General features: G+C 67.7%; 6 protein-coding genes. 3 read left to right on the top strand and 3 right to left on the bottom strand.

Translation table 11 applies throughout. The features are described 5' to 3' along the window. Positions 1-37: 37 nt before the first annotated feature. Positions 38-2,893 (top strand): TonB-dependent receptor, encoded by a 2,856-nt coding sequence (locus tag IP92_RS02085; protein WP_145872858.1) that lies wholly within the window; start codon positions 38-40, stop codon positions 2,891-2,893. 276 nt (positions 2,894-3,169) lie between these two features. Then, the gene (locus IP92_RS02080; RefSeq protein WP_229418568.1) at positions 3,170-5,719 is read left to right on the top strand and encodes a TonB-dependent receptor; all 2,550 of its coding nucleotides are present in this window, start codon (positions 3,170-3,172) and stop codon (positions 5,717-5,719) included. Between the two features lie 167 nt (positions 5,720-5,886). On the opposite strand, the gene tldD is transcribed toward IP92_RS02080, so the two are convergent. The 3 genes from tldD to IP92_RS02065 all read right to left on the bottom strand — a co-directional run bounded on the left by tldD (position 5,887) and on the right by IP92_RS02065 (position 12,440). After that, positions 5,887-7,347 (bottom strand): metalloprotease TldD, encoded by a 1,461-nt coding sequence (gene tldD / locus IP92_RS02075; RefSeq protein ID WP_145872856.1) that lies wholly within the window; start codon positions 7,345-7,347, stop codon positions 5,887-5,889. A gap of 61 nt (positions 7,348-7,408) precedes the next feature. Beyond that, positions 7,409-8,206, bottom strand: coding sequence for a carbon-nitrogen hydrolase family protein (locus IP92_RS02070; protein ID WP_229418567.1), 798 nt, complete (start codon positions 8,204-8,206; stop codon positions 7,409-7,411). 7 nt (positions 8,207-8,213) lie between these two features. Continuing rightward, on the bottom strand, positions 8,214-12,440 hold the full coding sequence (locus IP92_RS02065; RefSeq protein ID WP_260070395.1) for a YhdP family protein: 4,227 nt from the start codon (positions 12,438-12,440) through the stop codon (positions 8,214-8,216). A 145-nt stretch (positions 12,441-12,585) separates the two neighbouring features. On the opposite strand from IP92_RS02065, the gene glnE reads away from it, so the two are divergent. Beyond that, the gene (gene glnE / locus IP92_RS02060) at positions 12,586-15,309 is read left to right on the top strand and encodes a bifunctional [glutamate--ammonia ligase]-adenylyl-L-tyrosine phosphorylase/[glutamate--ammonia-ligase] adenylyltransferase (RefSeq protein ID WP_145872855.1); all 2,724 of its coding nucleotides are present in this window, start codon (positions 12,586-12,588) and stop codon (positions 15,307-15,309) included. Positions 15,310-15,464 lie beyond the last annotated feature (155 nt).

The raw sequence follows: 15,464 nt of genomic DNA, 5'->3' as shown, positions 1-15,464 counted from the left end.
ATTGGACAACTTTTCCGGAGATATAACGATGAAACCAATGACCATACGACCCCTGCCGGGTGTGCTGCGACGGGCCTTTCCCATCGCGGCGCCGCTGTTGATGACGGTGCTGTCGGCCCAGGCCCAAACCGACGTACCCAACCCGAATCAGCCGATTCAGCGGGTGGAAATCACGGGCTCGAACATCCGCCGTGCGCAAGCCGAAACGGCGTCTCCGGTGCAGACCGTGAACCGTGCCGACATTGAAAAATCCGGCAAGACCTCCGTCGCCGAACTGCTGCAGACGCTGGCCGTCGACAACCAGGGCTCCGTGCCGACGACGTTCGGCAGCGGCTTCGCTTCCGGCGCATCCGGCATCTCGCTGCGCGGTCTCGGCGCCGCATCGACGCTGGTGCTGCTGAACGGCCGTCGCATCGCGCCGTACGGCCTGGCCGACGACGGCCAGAAAGTGTTCGCCGACCTGAACATCATCCCGGCCGAAGCGGTCGAGCGCGTCGAGATCCTGAAGGACGGCGCATCGGCAATCTACGGCTCCGACGCGATCGCCGGCGTCGTCAACGTGATCCTGCGCCGCGACTACGTGGGCACCACGGTGCGCGCGAGCCAGGGCTTGTCCAATGAGAGCGACGGCGGCGACACCCGCCTGGCCGTCACGCATGGCGTGGGCGACCTCGAAAAGGACCGCTACAACTTCCTGTTCTCGGCCGAATACGGCAAGAAGAAGGAAATCTGGAACCGCGACCGTGCCGGTCGTGGCGCCGTGGGCCGCGGCGACCTGCGCGACTTCGGTTTCTCGGCGCAGGAAGCGCTGGGCGGTACCGGTGCGATCGTCAATGCCGGCCAAGCCGGCAACTCGATCATCGGTAACGTCCAGCAACCGGGCGGCGGCTATCACAGCCGCGACGACCTGTCCGCCGGGACCGGCTTCACCCGCACCTTCCCCGGCGCGCGCTGCACGAACTTGACCAGTCATCCGCAGGGCGACCCGCTGGGCGGCTGCCTGATCGATGCGACGCAGCAGTACAACCAGATCCAGCCGCGGCAGGAAACGTTGAACCTGTTCGCCCGCGCCACGTTCCAGCTGAACGACACGTGGCAGGCGTACGTCGAGGCCAACGGCTACCACAGCGATTCGGAATCATGGTCGACCCCGTCGTCGATCCACAACAGCGTCGGCTACCCGGGCGGCCCGGTCAACAACGCTGGGGTATCGCTGGGCGCCGCGCACCCGGACAATCCGTATTTCGGTTCGGTCGCCCGCCTGCGCTACCTGGCCGCGGACGTGGGCCCGCGCATCTCGAACGTCGAATCAAACTTCACCCGCATCGTCGGCGGCGTCAAAGGCTCCGCATACGGCTGGGATATCGACAGCGCGCTGCTGTATTCGCAGAACAAGGTGAAGAACGAGCGCACGGGCTACCTGCAGCGCGACGTCGAGTTCGCCCTGCTGAACCCGACGGCCGCCAACGTGGCTGCCGCCCGCGCCGGCAGCGCCGCGTATGCCGCGCTGCCGGCCGGGACGGTATGGCGCATCGGCGAGAACGCCGGCCTGAACTCGGCTGCGCTGTACGCCGCACTGTCGCCGATGATCGCCAGCGACGCCACGACCAAGCTGGCCACTGCGGACGTGAAGGCATCGCGCGAGATCGGCCAGCTGCCGGGCGGCGCGATCGGCCTGGCGCTGGGCGCCGAATTCCGTCATGACTCGACCGAACTGGCGCCGACCACGGGCACCGACCGCGGCAACATCATCGGCCTGGGCTACTCGGCTTATGAAGGCCAGCGCAACTCGGCCGCGCTGTATGCCGAGCTGCTGGCACCAGTGCATTCGACCCTGGAGATCTCGGGCGCGCTGCGCTATGACCACTTCAACGACGTCGGTAACTCGTACACGCCGAAAGTCGGCCTGAAGTGGACGCCGGCCCGCAGCTTCGCACTGCGCGGCACGTTCGCCCGCGGCTTCCGCGCACCGGGCGCGGCCGAGAATGGCCGCGGCGGCCTGGCGGCGTATTCGACCGCACGCGATCCGCTGCGTTGCTCGCTGGGCGTCGAAGCCGCTTGCGCCGCGTCGTCCCTGGCCGTGATCACGTCGCCGAATCCGGACCTGGCGCCAGAACGTTCGAAGAGCGGTTCCGTCGGCGTGGTGTGGGACCCGCTGCCGCGCACCAGCATCTCGCTCGACGCTTGGCAGATCAAGCGCAAGAACGAGATCAACCAGGAAACCACCTCGTCGGCGATCGCCGCCGGCCACGTGGTCCGCGATCCGGGCTCGTCGGTCAAGCCGGGTGATCCGGGCCAGATCCTGGCCGTGCTGACCAACTACGTGAACTCGGCCTCGACCAAGGTCAACGGTGTCGACCTGGATGCGCGCACGACGTTCATGATGGGCGATGCGGGTTCGCTGACCGCCGACATCAAGTGGACGCACCTGTTCAAGTTCGAGCGTACCGAGCAGGACGGCACGGTGAAGGACTTCGCCGGCACGCACGGCAACTGCGACGTGACGAACTGCATCGGCACGCCGGATAACCGCATCAACCTGGGCCTGACGTGGGACCGCGGTCCGCTGCGCGTCTCCGGCATCGTCAACTACCGCGGCAAGTTCGACAACACGGAGTACAAGGACGCCGAGGAATGCGCGTTCCACTTCTCCGCTGGTGCCGGCGGCGGCGACGCCCCGAGCGGTTGCAAGATCAGCTCGTTCACGACCCTGGACCTGACGGCTCGCTACCGCTTCACGTCGAAGGCCGAGCTGTTCGCGACGATCCAGAACGTGTTCGACAAGGAACCGCCGCTGGATCCGCTGACCTACGGTGCCGCCGGCTACAACCCGCTGGACTACAGCGGCGCGGTGGGACGTTACTTCCAGGTCGGGATGCGCTACACCTTCTGATCGGTGTTGTACATACAACAGAAAATGGGGCTTCGGCCCCATTTTTTTTATGTAACGTTTGCAAAAAATCAAGCGCATGTCAAAGTTGCCTTGTGGGCCGATATGACGGGATGGTTACATCCGCCACGCCTGATCGGCCCCGACATTCCAACCAACGGAGAACTACCGCCTATGAAATCACGACGTAAGCATCCGCTGGCGCGGCCCTTGTGCCTCGCTCTCGCCGCGCTGCCCGCTGCCCTGCCCGTTCATGCACAGCAAGCCGAAGAAGGACAGATGACCCGGGTCCAGATCACGGGTTCGTCGATCAAGCGGCTGCAATCGGAAACCGCGACGCCGCTGACGGTGTTCAAGGCCGACGACTTCGTCAAGCAGGGCTTGACGACGGCCCAGGAAGTGCTGGACCGGATTCCGTCGAACCAGACCAGCTTCGGTGCGGCCAACGCCGTGGGCGGCAATGCCAGCGGCCTGCCGACGGGCGGCCAGGCAACGGCCGACCTGCGCGGCCTCGGTGGCGACAAGACGCTGGTGCTGCTGAACGGCCGCCGGCTGGCCACGCACCCGTATGACGGCGCCAGCGTCGACCTGAACCTGATTCCCGTCGCCGCGCTGGAGCGCGTCGAGGTGCTGCGCGATGGCGCTTCCGCGATCTACGGTACCGATGCGATCGGCGGCGTGATCAACTTCATCACCAAGCGTTCCGTCGACCGCGGCACGATCGCCGTCGAAGCCACGTTCCCCGAAGAGACGGGCGGCCGCGAACGGCGCGCCAACGTGACGGTGGGCGGCGGCGACCTCGAGAAGGATCGCATCGCGGTACTGGGCGTGTTCGACTACCACAAGCAGGACGTGCTGACGTCGCAGCAACGGCCGTTCTCGGCCACCGGCGTGATTCCGTCGCGCGGGCTGAACCTGACGTCCGGCACGCCGTTCCCGGCCAACTACTTCGACCCGGTCTCCGGCGTGGCCGGCAACCCCGGCTTCGCCGCAGGTTGCGATGCGCCGCTGTCGGTGCCGCGCGCCAGCGACGGCACCTGCCGTCAGGATTACACCCGCCTGATCGACGACCTGCCCGAGCAGGAACACATCACGGCCTACGGCAAGGCCAGCACGAAGCTGGGCGCCGACCATACGGCATCGCTCGAGCTGCTGTACTCCGTCAACAACGTGATGTCGCGCACGGCGCCGCCGCCACAGACGGGCCTGATCCTGCCGGCCTCGAGCCCATACTACCCGGGCAATTCGGGCGGCGTGCCGGCACAGCCGGGACTGTCCGGCGAGCCGCTGAACGTCAGCTGGCGGCCGACCGAGGCGGGCCAGCGCCAGATCCAGTCGAAAGGCCGCGGCACCCGCCTGGTCGGCGCGCTGGAAGGCCTGATCGCCGGCTGGGATTACCAGACCGGCCTGTCCTACTCCGTCAGCCGTTCCGAGGAAAACTTCACGGGCGGCTACGTGCAGGATGCCAGCTTCGCCGCGGGCGTCCTGAACGGCATCCTGAACCCGTTCGGCTTGCAGAACGAAGCGGGCCGCACCTACCTGGCCAGCACCGCGTTGCGGGGCCGGGTGCAGGATGCGAAGAACCAGCAGACGGCGTTCGACTTCAAGGCCAGCCGCGAGCTGATGGAGATGGCCGGCGGCAAGCTGGCGGTCGCGTTCGGCGGCGAGCTGCGCCATGAAAAGGCCGACTTCAACGTCAATCGCGAGATCGCCGGCCAGGCGTCCAGCTCCGGCCTGTCGGGCTCGCTGTCGAAGGATGGCAGCCGCACGATCCAGGCCGTGTACGGCGAGGTCAGCGTGCCGTTCCTGAAGTCGCTGGAAACGTCGCTGGCCGCCCGCTACGACCACTACAGCGATGCGGGCAGCACGTGGAACCCGAAGGCATCGTTCCGCTACCAGCCGCACCAGGCGGTCGTGCTGCGCGGCTCGGCAAGCACGGGCTTCCGCGCCCCGACCCTGTTCGAGAAAAACGCGCCGCTGTCGCGCAACGACACGAGCAACAGCTACAACGATCCGATCCTGTGCCCGGGCGGCGTGCCGCAGCCGGGGTCGAACCCGCTGCGCGACTGCGACCTGCAACAGTTCAAGCTGCAGGGCGGCAACCAGAACCTGAAGCCGGAAGAGTCGACGACGTACTCGCTGGGCGTCGTGCTGGAGCCGATCCCGGCCGTCACGCTGACGATGGACTACTGGACGATCCGCCTGCGCGACAAGATCGGCGCACTGCCGGAGCAGTCGATCTACGGCAACTTCGACAAATACCGCGACCGCTTCCTGCGCTTCCCGGACGGCTCGCCGAACGCGATCTGGGACATCAACGAGAACCTGGGCAAGGTGAAGACGGACGGCGTCGACGTCAGCCTGACCGCGCGCACGCCGAACCAGAGCTGGGGCAGCCTGTCGTTCACGCTGGACGGCACCTGGGTGCACAGCTACAAGTACCAGAACGAGCGTGACGGCGAGTTCATCGAGAACGTGGGCCGCTACGCGGACAACTACGTGGTGTTCCGCTGGCGGCACAACGCGGCCGTCACGTGGCGTTCGGGCCCGTGGAGCGCAACGCTGGCGCACAACTTCAAGACCCACTACGACGACCAGAACCTGGTCGATGCGCAGTACTTCAACAAGGTGGGTTCGTACAGCCTCGTCAATCTGTCCGGCACGTACACGGGCTTCAAGAACGTTGCGCTGACGGCGGGCGTGAAGAACCTGTTCGACAAGGAGCCGCCGTTCTCGAACCAGGGCACCGTGTTCCAGAAGGGCTACGACCCGCGCTACACGGACCCGATCGGCCGTGCGCTGTATCTGCGGGGTGCGTACACGTTCTGATGCACAGGGTCGGACCCGCCGGGTCTGACCCAAGATTGTGTGTTTCGGGGTAGGTGCAAACAGCACCCCAATAGGCAGAGTCCAGGGTCAGACCCGGCGGGTCCGACCCATTTTCAGACAACAAAAAAGGCGCCGCTGGCGCCTTTTTCTTTGCAGAGGCGGTTCGCTTACGCGGTACCGCCCACCGTCACGCCATCGAGGCGCAAGGTCGGCTGGCCGACGCCCACCGGCACGCTCTGGCCTTCCTTGCCGCACACGCCCACGCCCGGGTCCAGCTTCATGTCGTTGCCGATCATCGAGACGCGGTTCAGCACTTCCGGGCCATTGCCGATCAGGGTCGCGCCCTTCACCGGGTAGGTGACCTTGCCGTCCTCGATCATGTAGGCCTCGCTGGCCGAGAACACGAACTTGCCGTTCGTGATGTCGACCTGGCCGCCGCCGAAGTTCACCGCGTACAGGCCGTTCTTCACGGAGGCCAGGATCTCGGCCGGGTCCTTGTCGCCGGCCAGCATGTACGTGTTCGTCATGCGCGGCATCGGCAGGTGCGCGAACGATTCGCGGCGGGCGTTGCCCGTCACCGGCATCTTCATCAGGCGCGCATTCATCGTGTCCTGGATGTAGCCGCGCAGGATGCCGTCCTCGATCAACGTCGTGCACTGCGTCGGGTTGCCTTCGTCGTCCATGTTCAGCGAGCCGCGGCGGTCCGGCAGCGTGCCGTCGTCGACCACCGTGACGCCCTTCGCGGCGACGCGTTCGCCGATGCGGCCGGAGAACGCCGAAGCCCCCTTGCGGTTGAAGTCGCCCTCGAGGCCGTGGCCGATCGCTTCATGCAGCAGGATGCCGGGCCAGCCCGGGCCCAGCACGACCGTCATCGGGCCGGCCGGTGCCGGGCGCGAATCCAGGTTGACGAGGGCGCCCTTGACGGCGTCTTCGGCATACTGCGTCAGCAGCTCGTCCGTGAAGTACTTGTAGTCGTAGCGGCCGCCGCCGCCGGACGAGCCCATCTCGCGCCGGCCGTTCTGCTCGACGATGACGGTGACCGACACGCGTACCAGCGGGCGGATGTCCGCCGCCAGCACGCCGTCGCTGCGCACGACCAGCACGACATCGTATTCGCCGGCCAGCCCCGCCATCACCTGCACGACGCGCGGGTCCTTGGCGCGGGCGATCTTCTCGACGCGTTCGAGCAGCTTCACCTTGGCCGCCGCGTCCAGCGAACCGAGCGGGTCGTGCGGCAGGTACAGCGAACGGCCGCCCTGCTGGGCCAGGCTGCCGGCCACCTTGATCTTGCCGGCGCCGGCGCGGGCGATCGTGCGGGTGGCTGCCGCCGCATCCAGCAGCGCCGCCTCGGAGATTTCGTCGGAATACGCGAACGCCGTCTTCTCGCCGGACACGGCACGTACGCCGACGCCCTGGTCGATCGAGAAGCTGCCCGTCTTGACGATGCCCTCCTCCAGGCTCCAGCCCTCGTTCTTGGTGAACTGGAAGTACAGGTCGGCGTAGTCGACCTTGTGCGTGAACATCGTGCCGAGCGTCTGGATCAGCTTGCCTTCGTCCAGGCCGAACGGGGTCAGCAATACGTCGCGGGCCAGCGCCAGCGAGGACAGGTTCGGTTCGAATGGTTTCATGGTGCGCCTTCTAACTATGACTGGCTGTCATTGTAGTGGATTCGTGCCGGGCCCGCCGGCCTCACATGGTGCGGTGCCTGAGCGCCGGCAGGCTTTCCCGCACACTGTCGAGATACGCCGTGTCGAGCGCGCCGTGGACGACGCCTTCGCCTTCGGCCAGCACGGCCTTCACGTCGCCCCACGGATCGATCAGCATGCTGTGGCCCCAGGTGCGGCGGCCGTTCACGTGCATGCCGCCCTGCGCGGCCGCCAGCACATAGCACTGGTTCTCGATCGCCCGCGCGCGCAGCAGCACTTCCCAGTGCGCCTTGCCGGTTGTGTAGGTGAACGCGGCCGGCACGACGATCAGGTTCACCGGCCCCATCGCCCGGAACAGCTCGGGGAACCGCAAGTCGTAGCAGATCGCCATGCCGACCTTGCCCACGGCCGTGTCGACGGTGCCGACGTGCTTGCCGGGCACGATCGTGCGCGACTCGTTGTACGACTCGTCGCCCTTGGTGAAGCCGAACAGGTGGATCTTGTCGTAGCGGCCGGCCGGCTTGCCTTCCGGGTCGTAGACGAGCGTCGTGTTGATGACCTTCGCGGGATCGTCGCTGACGAGCGGCAAGGTGCCGCCCAGCAGCCAGATGCCGTGCTCGCGCGCCAGCTCCGCCATCGTCTGCTGGATGATGCCGCTGCCCAGCTGCTCGGCCTTGCCGACCTTGTCGCTGTCGGAGCGGCCCATGATCGGCCAGTATTCCGGCAGCAGCACGAGGCGTGCGCCGGTGGCGGCCGCTTCGGCCACGAGGCGGCGGGCGCTCGCGATGTTCTCTTCGACGACGGGGGTGGATACCATCTGAACGGCGGCGACGATAGTCATGGATTCCTCACTGGGTACGGGTGGGTTTCTGGGGAGCCGGTGTTTCGTTGCGGGATTCGATCCTGTTCGTGTCGAGCTTCGTGATCACGGGCGCCTTCCACGGCCCCGTCACCTGCATCTGGTACGTCAGCGCCTTCATCATCGGCGCCGACAGGAACAGCTGGGCCAGGTAGCTGCCCAGCCCGATCACGGGATTGACGGCCAGCGCATACACGAGCGGCGCCGTGCCGAAGTTCAGCTCCGGGATCACGACGACATGCAGGTTTGTCGACTCGTGCGCGATGTCCGCCGTGCCGGCCATCAGCACGGTGGCCTGCACGCCGTGCATTTTCAGGTTCTCCGTCTTCACGATGCCGCGATCGATCGTGGCATTGGCCGTGATGCCGTCGAACGCCAGGCCTTCGGCGAACACGTCGTGGAAGTCCAGCTTCAGGAGCCGCGGCAGCGCCTGCAGGCTCAGCACGCCCAGCAGCTTCGCGGCGCCCGGGTCCTGCTTCAGGAACTGGCCCTTCTCGACGTTCAGGTCCAGCTTGCCGGACAAGGTGGGGATGTCGAGCGCGTACGGCAAGCCGTTCCACGCGATGTCGCCGGACAGCTTGCCCTTGCCACCCTTGACCGTATCGGCGAAACCGAAGCGCTCGAGCAGCTTGCCGGCGTCCGTGATGTCGAGGTTGAAGTTCAGCGCCGTGTCGTGACGGCCGTTGTGGGCGACCCAGCGGCCGGTGCCGTGCAGCGCGCCGTCCGCATTGACCATCGCCAGCTTCGACACGCGCCACTCGCGCGTCGACGTGATCAGCGCGTTGTAGGCCTGCAGTTCCAGGCTGCCCAGCGGCCGGTTGAACAGTTCGAAGCGCTCGGCAACGATGTCCAGCGCCGGGATGGCCGGCGACGTGGCCGACTTTTCCAGCAGGTCCTTGACGTCGCCCGCCGCCGATTCGGGAATGATCAATGTGGACAGCCGCGCCGTCACCTTGCCCAGGCCGCGTCCCGTCGGCGATTCGTTCCACGTGATGTAGCCGTTGGCCTGGCGCGAATCGATGCTGGCCTGCCACGTGCCGTTGCGGTGCGTGGCGCCGACGACCACGCCATCGAGCTTGCGGCTGGCGATGAACAGCTCGTCGGCGCGGCCGGCCATCAGCTCCGGCACGACGTATTGCGCCATGCCGGGTCCGTCCGCCGCGGCCGTGCCGCCGCTGTCGGCGCCGGCGATCGCGCCGCCCAGGTTCAGCCAGTCGTCGACGTTGATCGACTTCATGTTGACGGCCAGCGCCAGCCCGCTGTCCGGCTCCGGTGCCGGCACGTTGACGCCGATACCGCCGCGCACCAGGTGCCACGGGCCGTGCTCGATTCCCTGGTGCTGGCGCTGGCGCTGGTAGCGCGCCTCGATGCCATTGCCCAGCGTGATGCGGATGTCGTCGCGCGCCAGCCCCGCTTCGTTGGCGCCGGCGCCGTTCAGCACGAAGCGCAGCGGCAACGCGTCCGCCGCTTCCTTGTTCAGCGGCGCCGGGAAGTCGAGTGCGGCGCCGGCCAGCGACGAATCGACCGTCACCTGGTACTGGTGGTTCTGCGCCGTGATCAAGCCCGTGTAGCGGGTGCTGCCGTTGATGTGGCTGGCCAGGCGCTGCATAGCCGCCGACGGGTAGGCGCGGCGCAAGCCTTCCGCCGTGAGGGTGCCGCCGATGCGCACGGCGATCGAGCCGTCGCGCTGCGAACCGCCGCCCACCGTCAGCTGGCCGCCCAGCAGCGTGCCGTTCAAGCCGTTCAGGTTGACGCCCCGCTCGTTGAATTCGATCTTGCCGGTGGTGAGCAGCACGGTCGGCATGTCGTTCCACAAGGTGATGTCGTTGCCCTGCAATTGCAGCGTGCCCAGTACTTTACTGTCGCGGATGTGGTTCAGCGGCAGGTCGAGGCGCAACGTCAGCTTGGCGTTGCCGGTGGACGTGGTCTGGTCCGTGAAGCGGCCGATCCATTCCAGCACGGGGCTGTTCGCCACGTAGCGCAGGTAGTCCTGCATCGCGCCGGCCGCGTTGCCGTCGATTTCCAGCACGCTGTCGTGGTGCCCCAGGTCGGCGATCACGGCCTTCACGTTGGTCAGGTTCACATTGCCCGTCTTTGCCGTGTCGGCCTTGATCTCCATGCGCGCGCGGTCGAACGCGAACGTGCCCTGGATCTGTTCGGCCTGCGGCCACATCGGCGCCTTGCCGTCCTTGCCGTAGAAGCCCGGCTCGTAATTGAGCTTGCCGTCGACGATGCGGCCGGCGATGCGGAACTCGCCCTTGGCGCGCGCCGGCGTATTGGCCGCGAACGGGAAATGCGCCAGGTCGCCGGCCAGGCGCAGCGCCACGTCGTTCGCCGTGCCGCCTTCCAGCGCGCCCGTCAGCCAGTGCTTCAGGTGCTCCGGCGTGGCGTTCGGCAGGTAGCGGCCGATCCGGTTGATCGTGAAGCCGTTCAGTGTGCCGGTGAAGTCGGCGATACCGGGACCGGCTAGTGCGCCGCCTTTGCCGGCCGGCAGCGTGTGGGTGCCGGACAGCGTGCCCGTCATGCCATCCTGGTCGAATTCCAGCTTGTCGAGCTTGATCCGCAGGCCGCCGTCACTGGTGCGCGCCCATGCGGCGTCCAGCTTGAGCTGGTGGAACGGCATCGCCGCCGTCTCGAACCACTGCGGCATGTCGAGCACGAGGCCGGGCGCATCCAGTTCGATCGTGCCGCCGTCATCGGCCGCGTTGATCGTGCCGGACAGTCCGTCGAAGCCGGGCAGCGCCGGCAATGCGGGCAGCGGCGGATGCTTGCCGTCGCCCGGCGCGGCCTCGCGTGCCGCCAGCGCCGCCATGCCCAGGCCGTGCAGCGCGGCGCGCACGCGCCACGTCACCGGCTGGGCCAGCGGGCCCTGCCACTCGGCACGCAAGTCGTCGACCCGGCCGCGCGGCGCCAGGTCGGCCAGCAGCGCGCGTTGGGCCGGCGGCAGCGGCAGCCGCGTGGCCAGTTCGGCGAGGGTCTTCAGGTCGAGCGAACGGGCCGTGATGGATGTCGTCGCCGGTTTGCCGCGCACTGCCGGCGTGTAGCGTTCGGACAGCGTCGTCGGCGCCAGCGCCGCGCCGTCGCGCGTGCGCAGCGTGAAATCGGTGATGCTGGCGCGGTGGCCATACGCGCCGAACGATGCCTGGCGGTCGGCGCCGCGCGGCGCCTTGTCTTCCTCGAATGCGACGCGGCCCCGCAGCGCCGCCACGTCGAGCCGCGGCAGGTCGGGCGACAGCGCGGCCACGACGTCTTCCAGCGCCACGTCCGCCGTCACGCCGTTCAGGCGGGCGTGATCGATGTCGAGCCAGGCGCGCACGCTGCCGCGGCCGGAGCGCACGTCGGCCGGCGACGGCACGTAGGCCTGCCATGCGGCGAGATCGGCGCGCTGCACGGCCGCGTAGAGCGTCCCGCGCCATTGCTTGACGTCCGCTGCCCGCTGGGAAAACGCGGGCTGGCGGAAATCGGCGCGCACGTCGAGCCGCCCGCCCAGCGCCTGCGGCGGCGTGGCCTTGACGGCGAAGCGGTGGCGCCGCCACTGGTTGTGCAGCACGACGTTGACGTCCGCCAGCGCCAGTGGCGTGGCGCCTTGCTGCGCGTCGGTCCACACGACGCGGCCCTCGCGTACGACGATCTCGCGCTGCGCCAGCAGCCAGTCGGCGCCGCGGCCGTCGTCCTTGCGGTTCGGGTCGATGTGGATGCCGGCCACGTACAGCTTGCCGTCCGGCTCGCGGCGGATGTCCAGGTCAGGCCGGATCAGTTCCAGCGATTCGAAGCGCACGTCCATCGCCGCCACGCTCCACCACGACAACGTGGCCGACACGCTGGGCAGGCGCAGCGCCTGCTGGCCGCCGCGGTCGCGCAGCACGACGTCGCCAAGGAACAGGTTGGGCCGCAGGCCGGACCAGGAAGCGTAGATGCGGTCGATCGTGACGGGATTGCCGACGGCGCGGCTGGCCGCCCGCTCGATGTCGCCCTTGTAGCGGTCGATATTGGGCAGCACGGCCCAGCGCAGCGCCAGGAACACGAGGGCGAACGCGAAGTACACCACCAGCACGAGCTTGATCGTGAAGCCGAGCACGTGGTGCGACGCCTGGTTGCACAGCCGGTAGGCAGCCTGGAGGCGATGCCAGCGCGCGGCGATCGGCCCTTCGGCCGGCTCCGCGGCGTCTGGCCGCGTCGCCTCGCCTTTCTCTTCTGCCGTTTGTTCCTTCAACACAAAATTTCCAGGCCGGCCGCTTGCCGCGGCGTAAAATGAATGTCGGGTCGTTCATCCTTCCCGCGAAGGTGCCCATTCTACCGCAATGCCCGGTTGGACTGGCTCGCGCGGCACCGATCATTACACAACGTTACCAACTCTTTTCATGCATCCTTCCCCCGTCCTCGACTCCCGCTTTTACCAGCGCTGGCTGGCCGCCGCGCCCGATCGCCAAGACAAGATTGATGCACTTACGCAATTATCGCTGGATACCGTCGATCTGGGCGCACTGCTGAGGGTGGAACGGGACGGCGACACGCTGCCGCTGGCGCGCGGCATGCGCCGGCTGCGCAACCTACTGATCGCTGCCATCATCCGGCGCGACCTGGAAGGCAAGGCTGACCTGAACGAAGTCGTCACGGCGGTGACGCGGCTGGCCGATTTCGCGATCCGCAGCCACCTGGCCGAGCTCGACGGCGAAATGCGCGCCGCGCATGGGGTGCCGACGGGCGCCGAGTCCGGCGCGGAGCAGCAACTGATCGTGCTGGCGATGGGCAAACAGGGCGGCTTCGAGCTGAACGTGTCGTCCGACATCGACCTGATCTTCGTCTACCCGGAAGATGGCGACACGGCCGCCGGGCCGGGCCAGCGCCAGCTGTCGAACCACGAATACTTCGTCCGGCTCGGCAAGCGGCTGATCGCCGCGCTGGCCGAGATCACCGAGGACGGCTTCACGTTCCGCGTCGACATGGCGCTGCGGCCGAACGGTGGCTCCGGCCCGCTGGCCGCCAGCCTCGGCATGGTCGAGCAATACCTGATCGTGCAGGGCCGCGAGTGGGAACGCTACGCATGGGTGAAGGCGCGCGCCGTGACCGGCACGCCGGCGGACATCGCCGCGCTGGATGGGATCGTGCGGCCGTTCTGCTTCCGCCGCTACCTGGACTTCGGCGTCATCGATGCGATCCGCACGATGCATGCGCAGATCCGCGCCGAGGTGAACCGGCAGGAGCGGCTGCACCCGGAGCGCAGCCACAACGTCAAGCTGGGCCGCGGCGGCATCCGCGAGATCGAGTTCCTGGCCCAGGTGTTCCAGCTGATCCGCGGCGGCCGCGACCCGAGCCTGCGCGACCGCTCGACCCGGGCGACGCTGCGCCAGCTGCCGGACAAGGGCCTGCTGGCCGCCGACATCGTCGAACGCCTGCTGGACTCCTACACGTTCCTGCGCAACCTGGAACACCGGCTGCAATACCTGGACGATGCGCAAACCCACACGCTGCCGCCGCACGACGTCGACCGGCAAACCATCGCCCGCATGATGGGCCTGCCCGATGCGGCCACGCTGCTGGCCCAGCTCGATGCGCACCGCCGCTTCGTGGCCGAGCAGTTCGATGCGATGTTCGCCGACAAGGGCGGCGACGACGGCATCGACCCGGCCACCAGCAACGCGTGCGCCGATCCGGACAACCAGGAAGCGATCGAAGCCCGCTTCGCCGCGCTGGGCTATGACGACCCGGCCGCGGCAGCCCGCCGCCTGACAGGGACGTGGCAGGCCCCGCGGGTGCAGTCGATGCCGGAAACCAGCCGCCAGCTGCTGGTGGCGCTGATCAACGCGGCGCTGCCGCTGATCGCCCGCGCGGCGGCCGACAACCCCGTCGGCACGCAGCTGGGCACGCTGGGGCGGCTGCTGGAATTCCTGGAAGCTATCGCCCGGCGCTCCTCATACCTGTCGCTGCTGACGGAATACCCGCACACGCTGGAGCGGGTGATCGGCATGATGCACGCGAGCGCCTGGGCCGCGACGTTCCTGACGCAGCACCCGATCCTGCTCGACGAGCTGCTGGACGAGCGCATCCGCAACGCCGTGTTCGACCCGCAGGTGCTGGTGCGCGAACTGGACGCGCAGCTGGCCGTGGCCGCGGGCGACACGGAACGCCAGCTCGACATCCTGCGCGAAGTGCACCACGCCCAGCTGTTCCACCTGCTGGCGCAGGACCTGGCGGGCGACCTCACCGTCGAGAAGCTGGCCGACCACCTGTCCGCACTGGCCGATGTCATCGTCGCCGCCGTGATCCATGCCGCCTGGCAGACGGTGGCCAAGCGCCACCGCGACGTGCCCCGCTTCGCCGTCATCGCCTACGGCAAGCTGGGCGGCAAGGAGCTGGGCTATGTGTCCGACCTGGACGTGATCTTCCTGTACGACGACGACGACCAGGAAGCGCCCGGCCTGTACGCGAAGCTGGCGCAGCGCTTCATCACGTGGATGACGACGCACACGAGCGCCGGCATCCTGTTCGACATCGACACGGCGCTGCGGCCGGACGGCGCCAGCGGCATGCTGGTGTCGTCGGTGCAGGCGTTCGAGCGCTACCAGAAGCAGTCGGCGTGGGTGTGGGAACACCAGGCGCTGACGCGGGCGCGCTTCTGCGCCGGCGACACCGGCATCGGCCGCCGCTTCGAGGAGATCCGCTGCGAAGTGCTGCGCACGCCGCGCGTGACGGGGCTTGATCTGATGCGCGAGGTGCTGGCGATGCGCCGCCGCATGCACGACGCCTACCCGAGCCGGCCGGAGAGCTTCGACCTGAAGCAGGATGCCGGAGGCATGATCGACATCGAGTTCATCGTCCAGTACCTGGTGCTGCAGCATGCCGGCGCCCACCGCGAACTGACGGGCAACCTCGGCAACATCGCGCTGCTGCGCATCTGCGGCGAGCTGGGCCTGATCGATGCGGCGCTGGCCGCGCAGGTCGGCGATGCCTACCGGGCGATGCGCAAGCTGCAGCACCAGATCCGGCTGCAGGGCGGCGAGCAGTCGCGCGTCGATCCGGCCCGCGTGGCGGCCCATGCGGCGCACGTGCGCCAGTTGTGGACGGCGCTGTTCGGCGACGGCTGATGCCGCAGGCGCTGTCTCGAACGGCGCCATACCGAACAGTCGTCTGCCATTCGACCATATCGTTGCATTTTCCATACGCCTCTTTGCAAAACGTCGAAAAGAATTTGTAGTTTTTATATCTCTCGCTGAAGATTGTTGTTTTGCAGCTAACGCTG

Origin of the sequence: Pseudoduganella flava (assembly GCF_007830495.1) — a bacterium.
Taxonomy (GTDB): Bacteria; Pseudomonadota; Gammaproteobacteria; order Burkholderiales; family Burkholderiaceae_D; genus Rugamonas; species Rugamonas flava.
This window is presented reverse-complemented; position numbering and strand designations above follow the sequence as displayed.